Raw genomic sequence first — 22,192 nt, 5'->3', positions numbered from 1 at the left:
GCAGCGAGAGAAGAAGCAGAAGCAGCGAAAAATGCAATTGATAAGGCAACAACATCAGAAGATATCAACAAAGTGTTAGAAGATGGTAAAGAAAATATTGCGAAAATCAATCCACTAGGTGCTAAAGAAGGAGCATTAGCTTTTGAAGGTTCATTACAAGCATCTGTTACTGGGGTCGTACAAGTTGAACTTGGAAAAGCAATTACTCAAGCTGATATCATTGCTAAACTAAACTTACCAGAAACTGTTACGGTGATGAATATTGAATTACCTGATACAACTACATTAGGTAGAAAATTTGCTAAAGTAACGTTAAGATTAGCAGATGGAAAAGAAACAACAGTATTTGTTCCAGTTGAAGTTGTTGAAAGCTCTAAAGAGGATAAACAACAAAATAATACTCAAGAAGATTCAAAACCGACAGTAGTACCTTCTAATAATTCAGAACAACCTACTGTAACTCAAACTGAAGATGTAAAAGAAAATCCTTCAAATACATCTCAAGAATCAAAAGGTTCAAATCAAAAAGTATTACCAAATACTGGTACGGGTAACGAAATTTCAATCTTTGGTTCAGCAGCAATGACTGTGTTAGCAAGTCTAGGTCTTGTAGCTACATCAAAGAAAAAAGAAGAAGAGTAATATTAGAATAAAAGTTCTATAACGATTCGATAAATCCTGTTGGTGAGAAATCACTGACAGGATTTTTTGTATAAAAAGTAAGCGTCCAATAACGGGAGTATCTGTTATCCAATGTGAACTACCTCTATAGCACGAGTAGAAGTAGAAATGGAAGAAGTAAAATGAGAAGAAAAATTGTGCCACTAAACATTCATCAAAAAACAACAAAAAGAAACATACGCATATCCTAATAATTAAAAAAGGAAATTTAGAATATATCCTTTAAGATACAATGGGGAAAAAACAACTAGAATAGATATTACAGCAGGTGCTTTTTATCTAATAGAAATTTTTGTAAATAAAAAATATTTTTCTGACTTTTTTTCGTATATATAAGTGAAGTGTAATTTCTAGTGATTGCTACTAGAAGATACTTTCAAAATAATAGAGAGGGATGAAATAATATGAAAGAACGAATATAATTAAATAATCTGCAAAATGTTCTCTATACTAAGGTAAATTAAATGAAAACATAAGATATACAAATTCTTGTTTTTGTGCGTTATTTAAAATATAATAAAGCACAAAAGGAAGTGTTGACGGTGAACAAAGATAAAATGAGAGAAATTATAAAACAAAATAATGGTATAATAACAGCAAAGGAAGTATCAGATAATAAAATTGACTCATGGTATCTTACGAATTTGGTGAAAAAAGGAGAGCTTGAAAGAGTAGTAAGAGGTGTTTATTTTGATCCAAATTTTGATAATTATGATGAACTTTACTTCTTTCAACTTCAAAATAAGGCTTGCATTTATTCTTATCAAACAGCACTATATTTGCATAGATTAACAGATAGACTGCCTTTTGTTAACGAAGTAACAGTAAAACAAGGCTATAATGCATGGCGTATTAAAGATTCGGTTATTGTCCATCAAGTAAAAAAAGAATGGTATGAATTAGGTAAAGCTGAAATTAAAACGGATATGGGAAATATTGTGTGTGCATATGATATGGAGAGAACGATTTGCGACTTAGTGAGAGATAGAAAAAATCAAGATCCAGAGATATTTTCAAAAGCTTGGAATTTGTACATTAAGAAAGATTCTAAAGATATATGGAAACTGAGAAAATATGCAAAAGATTTTGGAATAGCAAAAAAAATAGAGGAAATACTTGAGGTGATTGTATATGAATAAAGATAGTATCACTCAAAAACTAAGGAATAAAGCAAAAGAACTAGATTTAAATTATAATTTAGTATTAAGTAAATTTTTCTTTGATGAATTTTTAAAGATAATTTCTGTTAGTGTTCATAGAGAAAATTTTATGCTTAAAGGTGGTATGTTATTAACTTTTTCTTTGGGTGTTCAAAATAGATCTACACAAGATATTGATTTTTTAGTTAAGGGATTTCCTATAGAAACAGTAAAATTGAAAAAAATTTTAGAGGAAATATTGGGAGATACTAACAAAAAAGATATATGGTTTGAAATAAATGATACTGCCAATGAAATTAGAGCGGAAGATAAATACGGTGGCATTAGATTTCATGTGATTGGGCACTTAGAAAATATTAGAATTCCATTCAGTATTGATATTGCTACGGGAGATCCGATTTATCCTTTACCAAGGTTAGAAAGATATAGTACGATTTTGGGTGATGTTATTGAATTAAATATGTATCCATTAGAAACAGTATTATCAGAAAAACTTCAAACAATACTTACTCGAGCAGAAAATAATAGTAGAAGTAAAGATTTTTATGATATCTATGCTATCTTGAAGAATAAATTCGAAGTTATAAATATAAAGGAACTTAAAGTAGCAGTCTCTATGACATTTAGTTATAGAAAAACAGAAGTTTCAAAGGATAAAGCAAAAGTGATTGTTAGTCATATTAATAAGGATTCTTTAGTTATTGAGAGATGGAAAAGATATCAAAATAAAAATCCATATGCAAAAGGAATTGAGTTTAGTGAGATTATAGATAGTCTAAATACTTTAATAGAGATTGCAATGTAATTTTGAATTAGAATTGATTGCGTAATTATAATAAAAATATTTTCCCCTTTTTTGCGTATATAAAGTGAAATATCACTAGAAGATGCTTAAATAAATAGAGATGGATGAAATAGTATGAAAGAGTAAATTGTGAAGTGGGGTGATAATTACATAAAAAAATACTTATGGTAGGCATTCAGTTCTAAGAAGAAAGAGAGATAACATATTAATTAGAGAATACCTTGCAGGAGAAACATCAAAGAGAATTAGGGAAAGTCTACAGATTGGATTGATAGAGCTATAAGATGTAGTAATACCAATACGTAAAACGTGTGTGATAGTACGGAGAGTTATCTTTTTTGAAGTCAAAATACTAATATGACTGAATTTTTCTCCATTAACTATCCTGAATTAAAGGGATTTAACTGTAGAGGACTATACAGAATGAAACAATTCTATGAGTTGTACAGTGACGATAAAAAAGTGTCAACACTGTTGACACAATTGAGCTGGTCTAATCATTTGAAAATAATGTCTGGATCTAAAAGTAAAGAAGAAAGAGAATTTTACATTAACTTAGCGATTAAAGAGAATTTAACTCATCGTGAACTGGTAAGGCAGATAGATATCGGATATTATGAATGTTATATGCTTTCAAATTTTGTTTTGGAAAAGAAGGAGATAAAAATGCGAATCAATGATTTTCATAAGACTTTGGAGCTAATAACAAAAGAGACGAGTAAAATCGTCTCTTTTCTATATAGTATTTAATTTTTCAAGTATCATTTGCCCAATTCGTTCAACATCTCTTTGACTTCCTCGTAATTCAAATTCATCTAGTACAGGGAAGTTGAATCGTTCAGAATATTGACGAGCGGTTAAACAAAATTGTTTGTTAAAGTTTCGATTTCCACTACCGACAATGCCGAAGCATTTTTTGTAATTATCATGGTAGGCAAGGAAATCTCCAAGAGGATTGGTTAGAATTTCAGTATAGCCTGTATCTACACCATTTCCACCTTCTAAATAAGTTGGAAGGAAAGCAATGGTAGGATGTTCTATTTCAAAAAATTCTATACGATCCCGAATGATATCTTTAACATTGATTAATTGGATGTGTAAAGAGGATTGTTGAAATTTAAAATACTCCACTAATTTTGTAACAAAACTATGAGTATTGCCTGTTAAGCTAATATATGCAATGGATAATGATTGAGTCATAAAATCCCTCCCTTTTGTACTATCATAGCATAAATAACTAAAAAAACAATGGAGTTTCTTGAATATTAGAAATGAGAAAATGCATAAGACCTTGCTTTTCAAAAGCTGTAAAATCGGCTATAATACTATAGAAACGTTTGGAAAATATAGAAGTGGAGTTAAAAACATGTAAAATCAGCTATAATACTCAAAAACGATTAAAAAAAATATAGAAGTGGAGATAAATACATGTCAAATCAATTAGCTGCAGAAGTTTCTTCTCGTAAGACTTTTGCCATTATTTCTCACCCGGATGCGGGGAAAACAACGATTACTGAACAATTATTATTATATGGTGGAGCGATTCGTCAAGCAGGTACGGTTAAAGGGAAAAAAACTGGTAAATTCGCAAAATCAGACTGGATGGAAATTGAAAAACAACGTGGGATTTCTGTAACAAGTTCTGTAATGCAAGTGGAATATGATGGGAATCATATTAATATCGTAGATACACCAGGACACGAGGACTTTTCTGAAGATACGTATCGTACATTAATGGCGGTAGACAGTGCGGTCATGGTTATTGACAGTGCGAAAGGGATTGAGCCTCAAACGAAGAAATTATTCGAAGTTTGTAGTATGCGTGGTATTCCAATTTTTACCTTTATTAATAAATTAGACCGTGATGGACGTGAACCATTAGAGTTGATTGCAGAATTAGAAGAAGTATTAGGCATTGATGCTTATCCAATGAACTGGCCAATGGGGATGGGGAAAACATTTTTAGGGCTATATGATATTTATAATAAGCGTGTAGAATTAATGCATCCTGAAGAAAATGGAGACAATGACTTCTTACCATTGAATGAAGATGGAGAAGTGGAAGGGGATTATGCGTTCAAACAATCAACTTTATATGAACAAGCCATTGAAGATGCTCAATTATTATTAGAAGCAGGAAATGATTTTAGTGAAGAAGCGATTGCAAATGGAAAATTAACACCAGTATTCTTTGGTTCAGCCTTAACAGGGTTTGGAGTACAAACATTTTTAGATGCCTTTGTAGATTTTGCACCAAGTCCTTCAGCTAAGAAAACAGAATCTGGTGAAAAAGTTGAACCATTAGAAGAACAATTTAGTGGATTTATTTTCAAAATTCAAGCAAATATGAATCCAGCTCACCGAGATCGTATTGCATTTGTTCGAATTTGTTCTGGAGAATTTACACCGGGAATGGATATTACCGTGAATCGTTCTCAAAAGAAAATGAAATTATCTCATACAACGCAATTTATGGCAGATGCTCGTGAAACGGTAAAAGCTGCGGTTGCTGGGGATATTATCGGGTTATATGATACAGGGAATTTCCAAATTGGAGATACGATTTATAGTGGTAAACAAGCGATTCAATTTGAACCACTTCCACAATTTACACCGGAATTATTCAATAAAGTAGCTGCTAAAAATGTAATGAAGCAAAAATCATTCCATAAAGGAATTGAGCAGTTAGTTCAAGAAGGAGCTATCCAATTATATAAAACTTACCATACAGGAGAATATATTCTTGGAGCTGTTGGTCAATTACAATTTGAAGTATTCCAATATCGTTTAATGAATGAATATAATGCGGAAGTTGTAATGACTCCAATTGGTAGCAAAATTGCTCGTTGGATTGATGAAGCAGACTTAGATCCAAATATGTCTTCAAGTCGTAACTTATTATGTCGAGACAGATTTGATCAGCCAGTATTCTTATTCGAAAATCAATTTGCCTTGAATTGGTTTAAAGATAAACATCCATCGATTGAATTAAAATCATTATTCTAATTTAAAACTGCCGTAGAGGAAGAACTACAATGTTTCTTTCTTTACGGTTTTCTTTTGTGTAAGGAATGTTTTAGGGAAATCTAACTGATTTTCAAGCGAAAATATGATACACTAATGCAGTAGGAGTTGGAGATTATGAAAAAGAAAGCAAATATTAAAACAAATGCCATTCGTATGGTAGAACGTCAAAAAGTTCAGTATCAAATTTTTGAATATGAATGGGATGAAGAACATTTAGATGCCGTTCATGTGAGTGAACAAATGGGCATTTCAGTAGATCAAGTCTACAAAACAATTGTTTTACATGGCGATAAAACGGGGTATTTAGTAGCCTGTGTTGCAGCTGACCATGAATTGAATTTGAAAGCTTTAGCAAAAGCTTCTAACAATAAAAAAGTAGAGCTAATCCCAGTAGCTCAATTAGAAAGTTTGACTGGATACATTCGAGGGGGATGTTCACCTGTCGGAATGAAGAAAAGTTTTCCAACTTATATTGACTTACGTGCTAAAGAACAAGAGACAATTCGAGTTTCTGCAGGTAAGAGAGGAATACAAATGGAATTAAAACCACAAGATTTACAACAGCTAACGAGAGCTGAATGGTTTGATAATCTAGAAAATTAATCGAAGAAAGGATTTTATATGAGCGAAGTAAAAGAAGAAACAACAATGACTGAACTAAATGAAGTTTTAGAAGAAATCGTTGCACCACAAGAACAGGAAGTGGAACGTGTCGTATTTTGGGTAGACGAAACTCATGTCAAAATTAAAGAAGTCCATTATGAAATTGTTGAGGATTATCGTGAAGGATTTGAATTAGACGCCTTTAATGCCCGTTATCAAGATATTTTTGATAAGTATGAATACATTGTTGGCGATTGGGGACATGAAAAATTACGTCTAAAAGGATTTTATGCATCAAAAAATCGACTAGCCACTCCGGATAAGGATATTGCTTGTTTACAAGAGTATTTATACGAATTTTGTAATTTTGGATGTCGTTATTTTGTACTTCAAAGAGATCCAAATGTAAAACCAGTTGCGGTAGAAGAAGAAGGAATACCGAAACGTCCAAAAAACAAACAACAAAAACGAAATACGAAGCGTTTTAATAATGAACGAGTGGAAGACAAGAACTTTAAAGGAAACTCACAAAAAAATAATCGTTTTAATTCTAAAAAACGTAATTTTGATGTGAAAGAAGCACCAAAACAAGATTTTGGTTTGAAAGAAATGACGCATAAAGAAAGTTTACATCTAGAGAGTCAATCTTCACTACAACCAATGAAAAATAAACGTCAAAATCGTAATTTTTCAATGAAGGAAGTCGATCAAACAAAATTTCAAAAAAATGCACCAATGAAGCAAAAAAATAATCATCCTAATAAGAGATTTGATATTCGAGAAAAACCACAAAAAAGAGGGAATTAGTATGTATAAAGCATATTTTATTGATTTAGATGGAACAATGTACAAAGGAAAAGAACGTATTCCAACTGCAGAAGACTTTATTCGTCGCTTACAAGCAGCCAATATTCCATTTTTATTTGTAACGAATAATGCTACAAAAACACCACAACAAGTTGCTGATAATTTGAGAGAAAATTATGGGGTAGAAGTGACTAAAAATGAAGTATATACAAGTGGAGTTGCTGCCATGGACTTTTTAGAAAGTCAAAACTTTGGCAAAAAATTAATGATTGTCGGAGAAGAGGCACTGAAAACTCAAGCAGTGGAACGAGGATATGAACTTGTAGCAGAAAATCCAGACGTTGTATTACAGTCACTAAATCGTGATACAACTTACGCTGAATTAGAAGCTGCTACTTTAGCGATTCGTGCGGGAGCAAAATTTGTTGTAACAAATATCGACTCTAATCTTCCAAGTGAAAAAGGATTTATTCCAGGATCTGGATCTATTACAGCATTTTTAAAAATGTCTACACAACAAGAGCCAGTTGTGATGGGGAAACCTAGTAGCATTATTATGGAATTCGCTTTGAATTATTTAAATCAACAATATCCAGAACAACACTTTACAAAAGAAGATATTGCAATGGTGGGAGATAACTACCAAACAGATATTCAAGCTGGAATCCAATATGGAATGGATACATTAATGGTTTTAACAGGTTTCTCTACAAGAGAAGATTTAGAAGGTGTAGCACAACCTACACATCTAGTGAACAATTTAAGTGAGTGGAAGGTATAAGAATGTCTACAACCATTAGAAGATGGAGTTTTTCTATCGTTTTAGCACTGTTCTTATTAAGTACAGCGATTACCTTTGTCATCTTTTTCGAACCATTATTTCGAGGAGTGATTGCACTATTTGGCTTAGAACAGCATAGTGGAATTTCTACAGCAACATTAATGGAGAATTATCATGTCTTAATTTCTTATTTAACAAGACCATGGATTAAGGAATTAGTGATGCCAGATTTTCCAAGTTCTCCTCAAGGATTATTTCATTTTGAAGAAGTGAAACGATTATTCATGATTAATTTTGTCATTGCAGCTATTTCTACGATTGTTTCACTTGTTTTGATAAGAAGGTTTAAAAGAGAAAGAAAATTATTCCTATTACTCACTCCATTAAAAGGGATATTATATGCTTCACTATTATTTGTTGTCTGTTTAGTGAGCTTTTTCGATGTTATTTTTGTAAAATTCCACGAATTATTTTTTCACAATTCCGCATGGATTTTTGATCCACGATTAGATCCAATTATCGAAGTATTACCAGAAGAATTTTTTATGATTTGTTTTTTAATCGTATTTCTATGGCTTGTCTTTGGAATTATGGGGATTCTGAGATGGATTCGAAAGCAGGAACAGATGTAAATAAAACTATAAAATTTTGAGATTATCTATCGTTTAGAGGTGACTTTAAGCGGTAGATATTTTTTTACACTTCTTTTACACTTTTGTCATACTCAAAAAAATTAAAACATGGTATGATAACGAGGAGAGAATAGTTAGCGAGGAGAAAGTATGAAAATATCTGTGGTGATTCCTTTTTATAATGAGGAAAGAATGATTGAAAAAATGTACAGTGAATTAGTTCATGTATTAAATCAACAAACAAAAGAAGATTTTGAAATAATTTTAATTGATGATGGTAGTAAAGATAAAACTTTTGAAAAAATATTAGAAATTGCTGAGAGAGATGAAAGAGTTCGTTATTTAAGCTTTAGTCGTAATTTTGGAAAAGAAGCGGGAACAATTGCTGGATTACAATATGCAACCGGTGAAGCAGTGATATTAATGGATGGAGATTTACAACATCCGCCGGCACTTGTTCCTGAAATGATTGAAGCTTACCGTGAAGGGTACGATGTAGTGAGTGGTCGTAGAACTAGAACAGGTGAAAGTCAATTTCGTACTTTTCTAGCGAATCGTTTTTATAAATTAGCGAACCGATTAATGGATACACCATTAACGGATGGGATTTCTGAATTTCGCTTATTTAGTAGAAAAGCAGTACGAGCAATTTTATCATTGAATGAATATAACCGCTTTTCAAAAGGGCTATTTTCATGGATTGGTTTCAAGGAAAAAGTCATTGAATATGAAAACCATGTTCGAGAAATTGGAGAAACAAAATATTCGTTAAAATTCTCATGGAATTATGCCATTCAAGGGATTTTATCGTTTAATGACAAGCCGTTACGTGCGTGTATTAATTTAGGATTAGGGTGTTTATTATTATCTGTGCTCTATATTGTGTGGATGTTCATTAAATATCTCATTGATCCAACTTCTTTAGTAAGTGGATATTTCACAACGATTTTTACAGTTGTCTTACTAGGAGGAATTCAGTTAATCTCGATTGGAGTATTAGGAGAATATATTGGGAAAATTTATTATGAAGTTAAAAAACGTCCTCACTATTTAGTGGATCAAACAAATTTTGAGGAGGAGAAAGATGAGTAAAAAGAAAATTGTTTACTTAGCGAGCTTCTTCCTACCAATTGGCATTATGCTTGTTTCGTGGATTATTAATGGATTTTTCCCATTTGGTGCAAAATCACTAATGGCAGTAGATTTTAATGCGCAATATATTGGTCTATATGCTTATTTGAAACATTTCTTCTTAAACGGGGATTGGAATAGCTTTTTCTATTCCTTTTCAAAATCCATTGGTGGAGGAATGCTGGGCATTTGGGGATTTAATTTAATTAGTCCGTTTAATGTATTGTATTTCTTCTTTTCAGAACAGAATTTTCAATGGGCTGTAATGTTAACCATTGGTCTTCGATATGGAGTAATGGGGCTTACTTGGACACATTTTTTTGTGAAGCGATATAATGGTTTAGACAAAAATCCTGAATTTCTACCCCTTTTTGGAAGTTTATATGCTTTGAATGGTTTTAATGTTAGTTATCAAATGAATCCTATTTTTTATGATGGGATGATTATGTTACCACTTGTATTAATGGGTGTAGAAGAAGTTTTGGATAGAACAGGTGCCAAACGCTATATCCTATTGTTAGCTTTAGCTTTATTACTGCATTTTTACATGGGATATATGATTTGTATTTTTGTAGTCATCTATGCATTGTTTTATTTATTCAAATCAAAAGATAGAACGTTTAAACAAGGGTTTATTCAATTGCTTCAACTAGGCTTATATTCTATTTTGGCAGTTGGTTTAGTAGCCTTTATTATTGTTCCAATTTTGATGAGCTTAGTTTCTACTAAAGGTGGACTTGAAAGTAAATTATTATTTGAATGGAAATTACAAATTGATCCTTTTGATATTTTTTCTAAATTATTTTTAGGAGCATTTGATAATTCTTCTTGGCCAGCAGGCCCAAATTTACCGAATATTTATGTGGGAACGCTAGGAATGATAGGAACAGTTTATTATTTCTTAAGTTCTAACATTCAAAAAAGAGAAAAAATGGCTTCTTTAGGTGTCTTAATTGTTTTTATCCTATCTTGTGTTCATGAATTTACAAGTAAATTATGGCATATGGGACAAAATCCGGCAGGATTTTTCTATCGTTTCTCTTGGATTATGGCATTTTTCTTCGTTTATTTAGCGTATTTAGCATTACGAGAAGTCGACCAATTACATTGGAAACCGTCCATTGTTATTGCAGGAGCGACATTAGGAATTTTTGCTATCGTAATGAGTAGACAATATTCTTTCCTAATTGTTCCACAAAAAATTGCGACAATGGCATTAATATTTGTGATGTTATCGATTTTAGTATGGCCTCAAATCAATAAAAGATGGGCATTTTTGGCAGCAGTCACAGCGATTGAATTAATGATGAATGCAACGATTGTCCAATCGAGAGTAGGTTATACAGATGCGTATAAATATCAAGATGCAGTGAAACAATTACAAACAGCAGTAGCTCCAATTCGACCAAATGATAAGGAATTTTATCGTATTCAAGGAAGTTTCCATTTAAGTAAAAATGATCCATTTATGGCGGATTATCCAGGAATGTCTGTTTTTAGTTCTAATTTGGAAAATTCAACAAGAGATTTATTTGAACAATTAGGTAATACCGGTATTAATGCGACGACTTATTATTATGGAACACCTTTAAGTGATGCATTATTTAGTTTGAAATATTGGATGACACCTAAGCCCGTCTACACGAAGGATTATCCAGATACAAGTAAAATGTATGTATTTGGAAACTATGTAACTCGTTTAGATTTAACAGAAAACACGCCAGTTGTTTACGAAGAAGAGCGTACAGAAGTATTTCAAATTCCACAAACTCTTCCGATAGCATTCGGAGTGAATGAAAAATTAGCTTCACTAGAATTAAGAATGAATCAACCGATTCAAACATACAATAAAATTACAATGGCACAATTAGGAGAACAAGAGAAATACTTGGAAATGTTAGCAGCAAATGATATTACGACGGATAATTTTCAAGCAACCGATCGAACAGAAACATATCGTAGAATTGATGCAACTAAACCAGCTAGTATCACCTATCATTTAACGCCACAAACAAATGAAGAATATTGGGTTACGCTACCAACACGTTTTTCAAGAACGGATACAAATCTTATTCGAATTTTTCTGAATGGAGAAGAATATCATTTCTTGAATAATTATCAAGCGACTCAATTCGTCAATATTGCTTCGCAATCAATGGATAAGCCAATTGAACTTAAAATCGAAGTGAACACGGATGAAGATTATTCTTTTAGTGGAGTTCGATTAGCAAAATCAAATCGTGCTGTTTCCAATCGTTTTATCCAAGAACGTCAAAGTCAAGCATTGAAACTGACTCATTGGGACAATTCTCATATTCAAGGAACCGTTACAATTACAGATGATAGTAGTGTCATGTTTACTTCAATTCCATATGATAAAGGATGGAATGTAAAAGTTGATGGAAAAGTCGTTGAAACAAGAAAGATTTGGAATAGTCTACTAGGTTTTGCGATTACGAACGGGGAACATACAATTGAATTAAGTTTCATACCTGAAGGATGGAAGATAGGAGTAGGAATTTCTATCGTATCATTTATTGTATTACTTGGTTTGATTTACAAGAAGTGGATTTAATATTTTTGGAATAAGACTTTAATATATGTAGCAATGGACGCCAGCAGCTTCGTAAAGCGAATCTCATGGCTAAACTTTGAGCCTAGGTCTCAAAGTTTCCAGTAAAAGAAGCCACAAATCGTTGTGGCTTCTTTTACGTATGCTACTAATATAAGTCTTTTCTTTATTTGCGACTCTTAAAAAATTCTTTGAGGTCGTTTAGGCTGATATCGCTACTGTTTGATAAAGTATCTTGTAATTGACCATCTTTAAAGACTAATAAAGTAGGAATAGAATCAATATGATATTGTTCTGCAAACTTCGCTAATTCATCCGTCTTATTTTCCGTATCAATATAATAAATTGTAGCATTAATACTTCTTGCAGCTTTTCTTAATTTTGGAGCAAATTCCCTACAATACGGACAAGTTTCACGTCCAACATAAATAAAACGAATCTGTTTCTTTTGAGTATCCATTTCATTCTGAATAGTCGAATTGTCTAATTGTACAAAATGACGTGTTGCTTGCACATATTCACTGGAACGATATACCAAAGTATTGTCATTTGAAACGTAAACACGAGGATTAATGATAGACATCATGAAAAACAGAGCAATGAAGGATACTATAAATCTTTTTCGTGGGCTCAAAGGTTTAAAAAAATAATCTTTTATGAATAGAAAATAATATCCTGATGATACAATGTATTGAAAAGAGAGCCATAGAATTGAAAACTCACTAACAAAATAACTAAATATCATGTAGCATAAAAGAATAATTAAGAATATACAATCTCCCTTTGTAAAAAATTTAATCTTAGACATTTCCCCCACACCCTTTACTAATTTATGATTAAAGTATAGCACTTTTTTTAATTTTTGAAAGAGGTTTCTTATGTTTGGTGAAAATATTATTAAGCGAAAAATAGTTTAGTAACGAGAAAAAATATTAAAGAAAAAAATTTTGTACTAGCAGTAATAAAATCTGATATATCAGATTTTATTAGAGGGAAATTTGAGACCAAGGCTCAAATTTTAGCCATGAGATTCGCTTTGCGAAGCTGCTGGCGTCCTTTGCTAGCTACAAAATCTTTTTCTTTAATATTTACTTATAGGCGGTTAAAAATTCTTTGAGGTCGTTTAGGCTGATATCGCTACTGTTTGATAAAGTATCTTGTAATTGACCATCTTTAAAAACTAATAAAGTAGGGATAGAATCAATATGATATTGTTCTGCAAACTTTGCTAATTCATCTGTCTTATTTTCCGTATCAATATAGTAAATGGTACTATTTGTCTCTTTAGCGGCTTGTTTTAATTTTGGAGCAAATTCCCTACAATAAGAACAAGTTTCCCGTCCAACATAAACAAAACGAAGTTGTCTCTTTAGATCCTTCATATTTTCTTGAATTCTTGTATTATCTAGTTCAACAAAATGACGTGTGGCTTGTACATATTCAGTTGTTCGGTAAATCCAAGAATTATTTTTAAAAATAAATAATGGTGGAGCGATTAAAAGAAACATTAAGCAAACACCTATTATGTTCTTCGTTAGAGTAGAAAATTTATCACTTAGAGGTGATTTAGATACTAAATAGTAAGCTCCTGTTGCTATGACAAATTCATAGAGAATCCAAAGTAAGGAATGTCCACTAATAAAATAATGAAATAGCAAAAAACAAATAAGAAGGATTGAAAATAATTTATCATCTTTCGTCAAAGCCTTAATCTTACACATTAAAACCAACTCCTTTTATTATTTTATACTTACATTATACTATAAATTTATTTTTTTGAAAGCGGTTTTAGTGTAAGGTTACAGAAAATTGTTTACTAACGATAAAAATATTAAAGAAAAAAATTTTGTACTAGCAGTAATAAAATCTGTTTTATCAGATTTTATTAGAGGAAAATTTGAGACCAAGGCTCAAATTTTAGCCAAGAGACCCGTAAGGGGCTACTGGCGTCCTTTGCAAGCTACAAAATTTTTTTCTTTAATATTTACTTATAGGCGGTTAAAAATTGTTTGTTCAATAGATTCACTTGTTCGGTAAATCCAAGCGTTATTTTTAAAAATAAATAATGGTGGAGCGATTAAAAGAGCAATAAGGCAGAAACCTATAAAAGCTTTTGTTACTTTAGAAAACTTTTCACTTAGAGACGATTTAAAACATAAATAATAAATCCCTGTTGCTACGAAAAATTCATAGAGCATCCACAGAAATGAATATCCAGTAAAATAAGACAATAGTAAATTGAAAACAAGAAGGATTGAAAACAATTTATCATCTTTCGTCAAAGACTTAATCTTACACATTAAAACCAACTCCTTTACTATTTTATACGTTCATTATACTATAAATTTAATCATTTGAAAGCGGTTTTAATGAAAGATTTCAGAAAATTGTTTACTAACGATAAAAAATACTATAGAAAAAATTTTGTACTAGTCATGAGATTCGCCTTTGCGAAGCTGCTGGTGTCCTTTGCAAGCTACAAAATTTTTTCTATAGTATTTATTTAGAGAAATTACGAAATCATACTTTTGTCCCATTGTCGTAGGACGAGAATATGCTATAATTTCCCTAAGAGAGTTAATAAAGGAGAAGTCTTATGAAGAAACATATTATTCAAGCTATTAAGCTATTTTTCTTTGTGGCAGTCAGTTCAAGAGTTTTTGTAAGAATGCATAGTTCTGCAGAAATGTTTTTATTTCTTTTATTATGTTATGGAATATTTTTCTATGTACTATTCCGCAAAGAAATGAATCCACCAAATTTTAAAAAATACTTACACAAGGAAAAAGAATTCCAAGGCCCATCAGAGAAGCAACAAGAGATTTATGAAAAGGCAGGTCTATCAGAAAGTGATGTTGTCTTCTTTAGAGAAAAAATGAATCGAGCAAAAACTCAAATTCAACAAATCGAAGCTTATACAAAACAAAACAATAAAATCGAAGCCATTGCCAATCGTTACCAACTATTAACAATTTTAAAAGATTACTTTAAAGAAATTGTGCAACATCCGGAACGCTTACATGCCGTTGATAAGTTTTTAAATACGTATTTACCAGGTTTAGAAGAAATTATGGGAAAATATATTGAAATTGAAAAACATATTTCTAAAACTCAAGAAACTTATCAAGTGTTAGATCAAACAATGGAATTATTAGATGATTGTTGTCTTCAAGTGGAAGCAGATTATCAAAAATTCCAAGCACAAGATTTTAGTGATTTAAATTTAGAAAGAGAACATCTTCAAAAACAATCTCAAAAAGAAGAGTTTGAAGACTTTTAGGAGGAAATATAGATGACAGATAAAACTTCAACAGTAGAAGATTTAATTCAAAATCCATTCGGGGAACAAGTGAGTGTAACACCATTATCAGAAGTGTCTCACGATTTTCCAGCAACACAAACAGAAGCAAGTCCAAAGAAATTAATCGATACATTGGATGAAAAACATCAAGAACAAGCTCGTGCATTAGCCAAACAAATTGATGAAAAAAATTTACAAGCGATTATTAGTTACGGAGCTGCAGCTCAAAAACAATTAGGGGAATTTTCTCACCAAATGCTTTCTCATGTACAAGCAAAAGATACTGGAGAAATTGGGGATATTTTAAACGACTTAATGGAGCGTTTAAATGAAACAGACCCAAATGATTTAGTAGCTGAAAACCAAGGATTCTTCCAAAAATTCTTTGGAAAAATTAAGAAGAGCATTTATGAAATGCAAGCCAAATATCAAGAAGTAGGCTCACAAGTCGATAAAATTGCGATTCGTTTAGACCATGAAAAAAATGGATTATTAAACGACAATTTATCATTGGAACAATTATATCAACGGAATAAAGATTTCTTTGATGCTTTAAATATTTATATTGCGGCTGGAGAATTAAAATTAGCAGAATTACAAGAAACATTAATTCCGGAAGCTTTAGAAAAAGCACGTGTAACAGGCGACCAAATGGATGTCCAAGTCGTCAATGACTTAGAACAATTTTTAGACCGCCTAGAGAAAAGAAATCATGACTTGAAATTAACAAGACAAATGACGATTCAACAAGCACCACAAATTCGTTTAATTCAAAATACAAACCAAGCATTAGCTGAAAAAATTCAATCATCAATTACAACAACGATTCCATTATGGAAAAACCAAATTGCAATTGCGATGACATTATTACGTCAAAAAGATGCTGTAACGGCACAAAGACAAGTTTCAGAAACAACAAATCAATTAATTCAAAAAAATTCAGAAATGTTGAAAATTTCTACGATTGAAACAGCTCGTGAAAATGAACGAGGGATTATTGATTTAGAAACATTACAAAAAACTCAAAAAGATTTAATTGAAACATTAGAAGAAACATTGAAGATTCAACAAGAAGGTAGAGCAAGAAGAAGAAAAGCTGAAGTTGAATTAACGAACATGGAAGAAGATTTAAGACAAAAATTATTAGTGTTAAGTCATAAAGAAAAACAAATTCATCAAGATTAATAAGGTAGATATTTTCTAGAGTTTCAAGCTAAATTATGATTCAGTAGTAAAGATGTAATCTGCTTGTAATAAAATAAACTTGCGATTTTTTCCAACATTAATTACAATAGAGGTAAATAAATTTTTAATGAGGTGAGAAAATGCACGTTTGGATCGTAGTAGTAGCATTATTAGCTTTAGCAGTATTTTTCTTATTCATTTCATTGTTCTTAAAAGACAATCAATATGAAGATGAATTAGATGAATTAAGTGAAGGCTTATTAGAATTAAATCGAGAAGTGTATTCTTTAAAGAAAAAAATTCAAGAGTTGGAAGGAACACCTATTTATCGTGCTCCTGTTGAGCATACTCCTCAACCTGAACCAGAATTTACATTTATTCCACAACCAGTCGTTGAGCCAGAACCAACTTTCACTCCAAGATTTGAAGAAAAAGAAGAGGAAGTTCAACCAGTATTTGAACCAACACCAACATTTACTGAACCAACTTTTTCACAACACGAAGAAGAGGAAGAAGAGTTACATAGTATCACTCGTAAACATATCTTGACTCTATTTAGTCATGGTGGTTCATATGAAGAAATTGCTGAACAATTAAATGTTCCAGTTTCTACAGTTCAATTAGTGATTGATAGCTATTTTGAATCGGATTCACATTAAGGAGGGGTAATATGAGTAAAACAAAATTTCGCTCTTTAGGTGTTGCGTTTCTTTTATCAGCTATTATTTTAGCTTTAACAACTGTAGCTTGGCCATTTGTTCCAGATTCTTTAAAAAGTCATTTAGATAGTGTTCATTTACCATTAGTAACAGACACTGTTAAAACAACCGAAGAAACAACAGTAGCTACAACAGTGGCTGCCAAAACAACGGAGTCAACGACAAAAGAAACTGCAAAAGTTGCGGATAAGCCTATTTCTATTACAGTTGAAAGTGGTGAAGTTTCAAGTGATGTTGCTCGTAAATTAAAAGAAGCGGGAGTAATCACTGATTCGAAAGCATTTGTAGATTATTTATTAGAAAATAATATTGCAGAAAATATTTTGGCAGGAACATTTGAAATTCAACCAAATAGTAGTTTTGAAGAAATTGCTCGTACATTAGGAGCTTTACGTTAATTAATAAAAATAAGAGGTAGACACTTGAAAATAGTGTTTACCTCTTTTCTTGTTTTAAGATGATGATTTTTTCATCCAGATTAGATAACTAAATAAGACAAAAATTAAAATCGTTAAGCTAATAAGTGTTTCAATCTTAACGAATACATTCAATAGTGAATGTTGGAGGATTCCTTGCGCCATTTTTAGGGAAGTTGCTGTAACAATGGTTGGGAATGTTAAAGCTGAAAATGCGGGTTGAAATCCTTGTTTTAAAATGTGTGGTAAGCGACTTAAGACTAAAAAGAAAAATATTTGAGATGAGATAATCATCATGATGATAGAGTATGTTAATAATTGATGTCCCCCTACACGTACGAGTGAAGCTAGTAGCAATGAAAATGGAGCACAATAAATTCCTTCTTGTCCTAATAATTCATTTGGAAGTGGCTTTTTCTTCAAATCTAGATAAATACGTGGATATAAATAAAACGTTAAGATAAAGCCAAAAATAATTGTTGCATATGCAACTTCAATGATTCCTACAACAGGATAAGTGAGCGCTGCTACTGCGATACCGACATATAATACTGTCCAAGATGGAGTAGCGTAAATTTTTTCTTTAGATTTCAATAATAGAATCGTAAAATAAGTAATTAGTCCAATATCTAATAGGAATGAGAACCACCATAGAACTTGTGCGAAGAGAGGCACACTTGGAATTGTACGCAATAAATAAGTAGCTAAAATCATTCCTGCCATAGGGAAAGTAGCCATTCCAGATAAAACAGGTAGTTTCTTTAATTCTTTTGCAGTGTTTTGCCAATCTACTAAGTGAGAGATTAAGAAGATAATCCATAATCCTAATCCGAGTACACTAAATACATGGGATAATTCAGGCAAGGTGTCTGAGATAAGATTTCCAGCGCCAGCTAACCCAAGAAGGCAACCAGAAAAGGCTAAAGGTAACTTTTTCATAACATCCTCCAATAAACTTTTTATGAAAAGTATATCACAAAATAGAATGCAGGAACATTTAAATTTGTAACTTTCTTAAAAAGAGAGTGATTAAAAATCCATTTTATTTCGTTAAATTATTTTAAAATCTGATAGATTTATTATTAAACCAATTCTAAATTATGCTATAATGGAGCAGTAAATATTAAAAGATGGATGTGAATACATGATTAACAAAAGAAAAAATCGTCCTATAAAGAAAAAATCACATATTCCATTTCGATTAAATTTATTATTTTTTATTGTGTTTTTTTCTTTTATGGCATTAATCGGACGATTAGCGTATGTTCAATTAGTCAAAGGGGATGATTTCATCGCCTTAGTGAAACGTACAGAAACTTCTACTGCAAAAAAAGCAGTTCCAAGGGGTTCTATTTATGATAGTAAAGGAAAAGTTTTAGTAGGAAATAAACCAAAATTAGCAGTGAACTATACACGTTCGTCAGATGCTACAACAGCAAGTATGTTGGAAACCGCTAAAAAATTAACGGAGTTTATTACAGTAGATACTAGTAAATTAAGAGAGAGAGATTTAAAAGATTATTGGTTTGCAACTCATCCGGAGGAAGCTAGTAAGCTATTAACAGCAGAAGAGAAAAAGAAAGCATCCAAAGAAGGCTTATCGAATAGTAAGACTTATGAGATGCAGTTAGATCATATTACAGAAGAACAAATCAATTATTCTGATAGTGAAAAACAAGCAATTGCTATTTTTACGAAGATGAATAGTGCCTATGCCTTATCAACCGTTACGATTAAAAATGATTCTGTAACAGAACAAGAAGTTGCTCGTATTAGTGAACGTCTTGGAGAGTTAAAAGGGATTGACATTGATTCAGATTGGGATCGTGAATACCCAATGGGAGATATGTTGAAGACAATTCTAGGTTCTGTATCTTCTGAAACAACAGGTTTACCTTCTGATAGAGTGAGTTCTTTATTAACTCTAGGGTATTCATTAAATGATCGTGTAGGTACAAGTTATTTAGAAGAACAATATGAATCAGTTTTAAGTGGAACAAAAACAGTGGTTCAAAGCCAAACGAATAATCGTGGAGAAGTGGTTAACCACGAAGAACGTTATGGTGGAAAAGCTGGTACCAATTTAGTGATGACAATTGATACGGATTTTCAAAAGAAATTGGAAGATATTGTTACTAAAGCTGTAGAAGGATTATCAGATGCCACTGCAGACCGAGTGTATGTTGTTGCAATGAATCCAAAATCCGGAGATGTTTTAGGAATTACTGGTAAAAAGAAAAAATATAATGAAAATTATCAAGTAACTGGAATTGAAGATGATGCCTTAGGAGCTATTAATGGTGCCTTTGGGATGGGGTCAGCTGTAAAAGCGGCAACAGTTATTTCTGGATATATGGATGGAGTTATTACAAGAGAAGATAATACGATTGTCGATGAACCAATTGAGTTTGAAGCTTCTAAACCGAAAAGTTCTGTATTCAACCGTAATGGTAGTATTCCTGTAACAGATTTAGATGCGATTGAGCGTTCTTCTAACGTTTATATGATTAAGTTAGCCATGAGAATGGGTGGACAATATGAGTATAAAAAAGGTGGAAAATTAAATATTAATCTTAACGTATTTGATAAATTACGTGAGTATTATGCCCAATTTGGTTTAGGGGTTCGTACAGGAATTGACTTACCTAATGAAGGAAAAGGATATAATGGTGGTACAGGTGCTGCCTTCTCTGCACTGGACTTTGCGTTCGGTCAGTTTGACTTATATACGCCATTACAATTAGCTCAATATATGGCTACTATTGCCAATGGAGGAACACGTATTGCACCTCGTTTAGTAAAAGAAATTCATTCAACAGGTAAAGATGGAGGAATTGGTGATTTAGAGACAGTTGTTCCAACAAAAATTATGAATTCTCTCCAAGTAGAAGCAGGATTAATTGATCATATTAAAGAGGGATTATATCGTGTAACGCATGGAGCAAACGGAACTTCAGCTTATACATTTAGAAATTATACGCCTTCTGTTTCTGGTAAAACAGGTACAGTAGAAGCGTTCTACGATGGACCATTACCACAATTTAAACAAAAGGAAGTAGAGAACTCTACATTTGCTTCTTATGCTCCTTCTGATAATCCTGAAATTGTTGTATCAGTAGTTGCACCATATTTTTCAAATGGAATTCCTGGAGACTTTGCAGCTGGAATTACAAAACAAGTGTATGATGCATACTTCCACCAAGAAAGTTCAACTTCATCAACAAATTCTACAACTGCTAATGGACAAACAAATACTCAAGCAGGAAATCGTCCAGCACAACAAGCAGCGAATGCACAAGTCCAACAAAATACTCAAGCTGCAACAGTACGACAACAACAAAATACGACTGTTCCTGTAGCTCCAGTAAGAAGACAAGGACAATAATGGTAAAAAAGGACTTTTGAATTTTCAAAAGCCTTTTTTTATTGCTAAATTGAATAGACAAGATATAATAGTATTAAGGAGGCTTATTTATGAATGATTTTACAGAAGTAACCGTACAAAAAGAAGTGAAATACCAAGGTGGTATTTTTACAGTTGAACACCATGTAGTATCTCTTCCAAATGGTAAACAATCAACGAGAGATATTGTTTTACATAATGGAGCAGTAGCAGTTCTTGTTGTTCATGTGGGAAAGATTTTATTAGTACGTCAATATCGCAAAGCTATTGAAGCTCATACATTAGAAATTCCAGCAGGTAAATTAGACCACGATGGAGAAAGCCCATTAGAAGCCGCAAAAAGAGAGTTAGAAGAAGAAGCGCAATTAAGTGCAAATGAATGGAAAAAAGTAGTTGATTTAGTACCAACTCCTGGATATTGTAATGAAAAGATTCATTTGTATGAAGCAAAGGGAATTCATCATTTAGAGAATGCTGCACCATTAGATGAAGATGAATTTGTTTCAATTGAGTGGATTCCAGTGGAAGAACTGATTCAAAAAATCCATAACGGAGAAATTACTGATGCAAAAACGATTATTGCTGTTCAATATGCAGCATTGCATCAATAGGAGAAAATATGTCGAAAGAACCATTATTAACACGAAAAGCTTTGAGAGAACATGTAGTAGAGCAAAAAAGGTCTCAAAATAGTGAAGAGATTGAATGGAATGATTCACCAGTTCCTAAAAAGCCTTTTTTAGAAAGATATAATCGCTTTTTAACGATTTGGATGATTGCGATGATTGTACTGATTATTGTAGCAATCGGAGTTCAAATCTTCTTATAAAATGATGGAAATATTAGATTCTAATTTAGAACATGATTTAAGGCTAGACAATTCATAAGAGCTTTGATAAAATAACACATATATTTAAAGACATTGATGGAAAAGGGTTATAGAAAATTTCATTATTAGGGAGAAAGGTC

At 32.0% G+C, this 22,192-nt stretch carries 22 protein-coding genes; 18 read left to right on the top strand and 4 right to left on the bottom strand.

Features of this window, described 5'->3' with window-relative positions; genetic code table 11:
• From RWM24_RS05950 to RWM24_RS05935, 4 genes are all read left to right on the top strand, one after another.
• Window positions 1-642, top strand: a 642-nt coding sequence (locus tag RWM24_RS05950; RefSeq protein WP_314112476.1) for an LPXTG cell wall anchor domain-containing protein, incomplete at its 5' end; no start/stop codon positions are given.
• 581 nt (window positions 643-1,223) lie between these two features.
• Complete coding sequence (locus tag RWM24_RS05945) at window positions 1,224-1,820, top strand: type IV toxin-antitoxin system AbiEi family antitoxin domain-containing protein (RefSeq protein ID WP_314112474.1); 597 nt, start codon at window positions 1,224-1,226, stop codon at window positions 1,818-1,820.
• Complete coding sequence (locus tag RWM24_RS05940; RefSeq protein WP_314112472.1) at window positions 1,813-2,646, top strand: nucleotidyl transferase AbiEii/AbiGii toxin family protein; 834 nt, start codon at window positions 1,813-1,815, stop codon at window positions 2,644-2,646. Before RWM24_RS05945 ends, RWM24_RS05940 begins: the two co-directional genes overlap by 8 nt.
• Before the next feature lie 357 nt (window positions 2,647-3,003).
• Entirely contained in the window at window positions 3,004-3,396 is a 393-nt protein-coding gene (locus RWM24_RS05935; RefSeq protein ID WP_314112470.1) for a DUF1016 N-terminal domain-containing protein, read from the top strand.
• Here RWM24_RS05935 and nrdI read toward each other — a convergent pair.
• A complete protein-coding gene (gene nrdI / locus RWM24_RS05930; RefSeq protein WP_314112468.1) occupies window positions 3,382-3,846 on the bottom strand; it encodes a class Ib ribonucleoside-diphosphate reductase assembly flavoprotein NrdI in 465 nt (154 codons plus the stop codon). The genes RWM24_RS05935 and nrdI overlap by 15 nt on opposite strands.
• A gap of 228 nt (window positions 3,847-4,074) precedes the next feature.
• Here nrdI and RWM24_RS05925 point away from each other — a divergent pair, with 228 nt between their 5' ends.
• From RWM24_RS05925 to RWM24_RS05895, 7 genes are all read left to right on the top strand, one after another.
• Window positions 4,075-5,652, top strand: coding sequence for a peptide chain release factor 3 (locus RWM24_RS05925; protein WP_314077848.1), 1,578 nt, complete (start codon window positions 4,075-4,077; stop codon window positions 5,650-5,652).
• A 135-nt stretch (window positions 5,653-5,787) separates the two neighbouring features.
• Window positions 5,788-6,276, top strand: coding sequence for a Cys-tRNA(Pro) deacylase (gene ybaK, locus RWM24_RS05920; RefSeq protein ID WP_314112466.1), 489 nt, complete (start codon window positions 5,788-5,790; stop codon window positions 6,274-6,276).
• Window positions 6,277-6,294: 18 nt separating this feature from the next.
• Window positions 6,295-7,083 carry a YutD family protein gene (locus tag RWM24_RS05915; protein ID WP_314112464.1) on the top strand — a complete coding sequence of 263 codons (789 nt, stop codon included), beginning with the start codon at window positions 6,295-6,297 and terminating at the stop codon, window positions 7,081-7,083.
• A gap of 1 nt (window position 7,084) precedes the next feature.
• A complete protein-coding gene (locus tag RWM24_RS05910; protein ID WP_314112462.1) occupies window positions 7,085-7,864 on the top strand; it encodes a TIGR01457 family HAD-type hydrolase in 780 nt (259 codons plus the stop codon).
• A gap of 2 nt (window positions 7,865-7,866) precedes the next feature.
• Complete coding sequence (locus RWM24_RS05905) at window positions 7,867-8,496, top strand: TIGR01906 family membrane protein (protein WP_314112460.1); 630 nt, start codon at window positions 7,867-7,869, stop codon at window positions 8,494-8,496.
• 150 nt (window positions 8,497-8,646) lie between these two features.
• A complete protein-coding gene (gene pgfS, locus RWM24_RS05900) occupies window positions 8,647-9,588 on the top strand; it encodes a glycosyltransferase PgfS (RefSeq protein ID WP_314112458.1) in 942 nt (313 codons plus the stop codon).
• Window positions 9,581-12,202, top strand: a complete 2,622-nt coding sequence (locus RWM24_RS05895) for a YfhO family protein (protein ID WP_314112456.1) — start codon at window positions 9,581-9,583, stop codon at window positions 12,200-12,202. The genes pgfS and RWM24_RS05895 overlap by 8 nt, the downstream gene beginning before the upstream one ends.
• A gap of 163 nt (window positions 12,203-12,365) precedes the next feature.
• Here the strand turns inward: RWM24_RS05895 and RWM24_RS05890 are convergent, their stop codons facing one another.
• Together RWM24_RS05890 and RWM24_RS05885 are read right to left on the bottom strand one after the other, a co-directional pair.
• Window positions 12,366-12,782, bottom strand: a complete 417-nt coding sequence (locus RWM24_RS05890; RefSeq protein ID WP_314112455.1) for a thioredoxin family protein — start codon at window positions 12,780-12,782, stop codon at window positions 12,366-12,368.
• A gap of 505 nt (window positions 12,783-13,287) precedes the next feature.
• A complete protein-coding gene (locus tag RWM24_RS05885; protein ID WP_314112453.1) occupies window positions 13,288-13,920 on the bottom strand; it encodes a thioredoxin family protein in 633 nt (210 codons plus the stop codon).
• 875 nt (window positions 13,921-14,795) lie between these two features.
• Between RWM24_RS05885 and RWM24_RS05880 the strand changes: the two genes are divergently transcribed.
• The 4 genes from RWM24_RS05880 to RWM24_RS05865 all read left to right on the top strand — a co-directional run bounded on the left by RWM24_RS05880 (window position 14,796) and on the right by RWM24_RS05865 (window position 17,802).
• Window positions 14,796-15,479, top strand: coding sequence for a 5-bromo-4-chloroindolyl phosphate hydrolysis family protein (locus tag RWM24_RS05880; RefSeq protein WP_314112451.1), 684 nt, complete (start codon window positions 14,796-14,798; stop codon window positions 15,477-15,479).
• Window positions 15,480-15,491: 12 nt separating this feature from the next.
• Complete coding sequence (locus RWM24_RS05875; protein WP_314112450.1) at window positions 15,492-16,685, top strand: toxic anion resistance protein; 1,194 nt, start codon at window positions 15,492-15,494, stop codon at window positions 16,683-16,685.
• Window positions 16,686-16,825: 140 nt separating this feature from the next.
• A complete protein-coding gene (locus RWM24_RS05870) occupies window positions 16,826-17,344 on the top strand; it encodes a DUF6115 domain-containing protein (RefSeq protein WP_314112448.1) in 519 nt (172 codons plus the stop codon).
• Window positions 17,345-17,355: 11 nt separating this feature from the next.
• Window positions 17,356-17,802 carry a hypothetical protein gene (locus RWM24_RS05865; protein WP_314112446.1) on the top strand — a complete coding sequence of 149 codons (447 nt, stop codon included), beginning with the start codon at window positions 17,356-17,358 and terminating at the stop codon, window positions 17,800-17,802.
• Between the two features lie 54 nt (window positions 17,803-17,856).
• Here RWM24_RS05865 and RWM24_RS05860 read toward each other — a convergent pair whose 3' ends face one another.
• Window positions 17,857-18,759 carry a TDT family transporter gene (locus tag RWM24_RS05860; protein WP_314112444.1) on the bottom strand — a complete coding sequence of 301 codons (903 nt, stop codon included), beginning with the start codon at window positions 18,757-18,759 and terminating at the stop codon, window positions 17,857-17,859.
• Window positions 18,760-18,964: 205 nt separating this feature from the next.
• On the opposite strand from RWM24_RS05860, the gene RWM24_RS05855 reads away from it, so the two are divergent.
• The 3 genes from RWM24_RS05855 (at window position 18,965) to RWM24_RS05845 (ending at window position 22,052) form a co-directional block, all read left to right on the top strand.
• A complete protein-coding gene (locus tag RWM24_RS05855) occupies window positions 18,965-21,205 on the top strand; it encodes a penicillin-binding protein 2 (RefSeq protein WP_314112443.1) in 2,241 nt (746 codons plus the stop codon).
• An 89-nt stretch (window positions 21,206-21,294) separates the two neighbouring features.
• A complete protein-coding gene (locus RWM24_RS05850) occupies window positions 21,295-21,834 on the top strand; it encodes an NUDIX hydrolase (protein WP_314112441.1) in 540 nt (179 codons plus the stop codon).
• Window positions 21,835-21,842: 8 nt separating this feature from the next.
• Window positions 21,843-22,052 carry a hypothetical protein gene (locus tag RWM24_RS05845; protein WP_006702989.1) on the top strand — a complete coding sequence of 70 codons (210 nt, stop codon included), beginning with the start codon at window positions 21,843-21,845 and terminating at the stop codon, window positions 22,050-22,052.
• Window positions 22,053-22,192 lie beyond the last annotated feature (140 nt).

Origin of the sequence: uncultured Granulicatella sp. (genome assembly GCF_963516875.1) — a bacterium.
Taxonomy (GTDB): domain Bacteria; phylum Bacillota; class Bacilli; order Lactobacillales; family Aerococcaceae; genus Granulicatella.
Note: the sequence above shows the minus strand (reverse complement) of the source record. Positions and strands in the feature narration are given on the sequence as shown.

Coding starts and splice junctions, on each gene's coding strand:
- RWM24_RS05850 (WP_314112441.1), top strand. CDS start 21,295: ATGAATGATTTTACAGAAGTAACCGTACAAAAAGAAGTGAAATACCAA.
- RWM24_RS05915 (WP_314112464.1), top strand. CDS start 6,295: ATGAGCGAAGTAAAAGAAGAAACAACAATGACTGAACTAAATGAAGTT.
- RWM24_RS05890 (WP_314112455.1), bottom strand. CDS start 12,782: ATGTCTATCATTAATCCTCGTGTTTACGTTTCAAATGACAATACTTTG.
- RWM24_RS05875 (WP_314112450.1), top strand. CDS start 15,492: ATGACAGATAAAACTTCAACAGTAGAAGATTTAATTCAAAATCCATTC.
- pgfS (WP_314112458.1), top strand. CDS start 8,647: ATGAAAATATCTGTGGTGATTCCTTTTTATAATGAGGAAAGAATGATT.
- RWM24_RS05855 (WP_314112443.1), top strand. CDS start 18,965: ATGATTAACAAAAGAAAAAATCGTCCTATAAAGAAAAAATCACATATT.
- ybaK (WP_314112466.1), top strand. CDS start 5,788: ATGAAAAAGAAAGCAAATATTAAAACAAATGCCATTCGTATGGTAGAA.
- RWM24_RS05940 (WP_314112472.1), top strand. CDS start 1,813: ATGAATAAAGATAGTATCACTCAAAAACTAAGGAATAAAGCAAAAGAA.
- RWM24_RS05905 (WP_314112460.1), top strand. CDS start 7,867: ATGTCTACAACCATTAGAAGATGGAGTTTTTCTATCGTTTTAGCACTG.
- RWM24_RS05925 (WP_314077848.1), top strand. CDS start 4,075: ATGTCAAATCAATTAGCTGCAGAAGTTTCTTCTCGTAAGACTTTTGCC.
- RWM24_RS05845 (WP_006702989.1), top strand. CDS start 21,843: ATGTCGAAAGAACCATTATTAACACGAAAAGCTTTGAGAGAACATGTA.
- RWM24_RS05895 (WP_314112456.1), top strand. CDS start 9,581: ATGAGTAAAAAGAAAATTGTTTACTTAGCGAGCTTCTTCCTACCAATT.
- RWM24_RS05910 (WP_314112462.1), top strand. CDS start 7,085: ATGTATAAAGCATATTTTATTGATTTAGATGGAACAATGTACAAAGGA.
- RWM24_RS05860 (WP_314112444.1), bottom strand. CDS start 18,759: ATGAAAAAGTTACCTTTAGCCTTTTCTGGTTGCCTTCTTGGGTTAGCT.
- RWM24_RS05865 (WP_314112446.1), top strand. CDS start 17,356: ATGAGTAAAACAAAATTTCGCTCTTTAGGTGTTGCGTTTCTTTTATCA.
- RWM24_RS05885 (WP_314112453.1), bottom strand. CDS start 13,920: ATGTGTAAGATTAAGGCTTTGACGAAAGATGATAAATTATTTTCAATC.
- nrdI (WP_314112468.1), bottom strand. CDS start 3,846: ATGACTCAATCATTATCCATTGCATATATTAGCTTAACAGGCAATACT.
- RWM24_RS05870 (WP_314112448.1), top strand. CDS start 16,826: ATGCACGTTTGGATCGTAGTAGTAGCATTATTAGCTTTAGCAGTATTT.
- RWM24_RS05935 (WP_314112470.1), top strand. CDS start 3,004: ATGACTGAATTTTTCTCCATTAACTATCCTGAATTAAAGGGATTTAAC.
- RWM24_RS05880 (WP_314112451.1), top strand. CDS start 14,796: ATGAAGAAACATATTATTCAAGCTATTAAGCTATTTTTCTTTGTGGCA.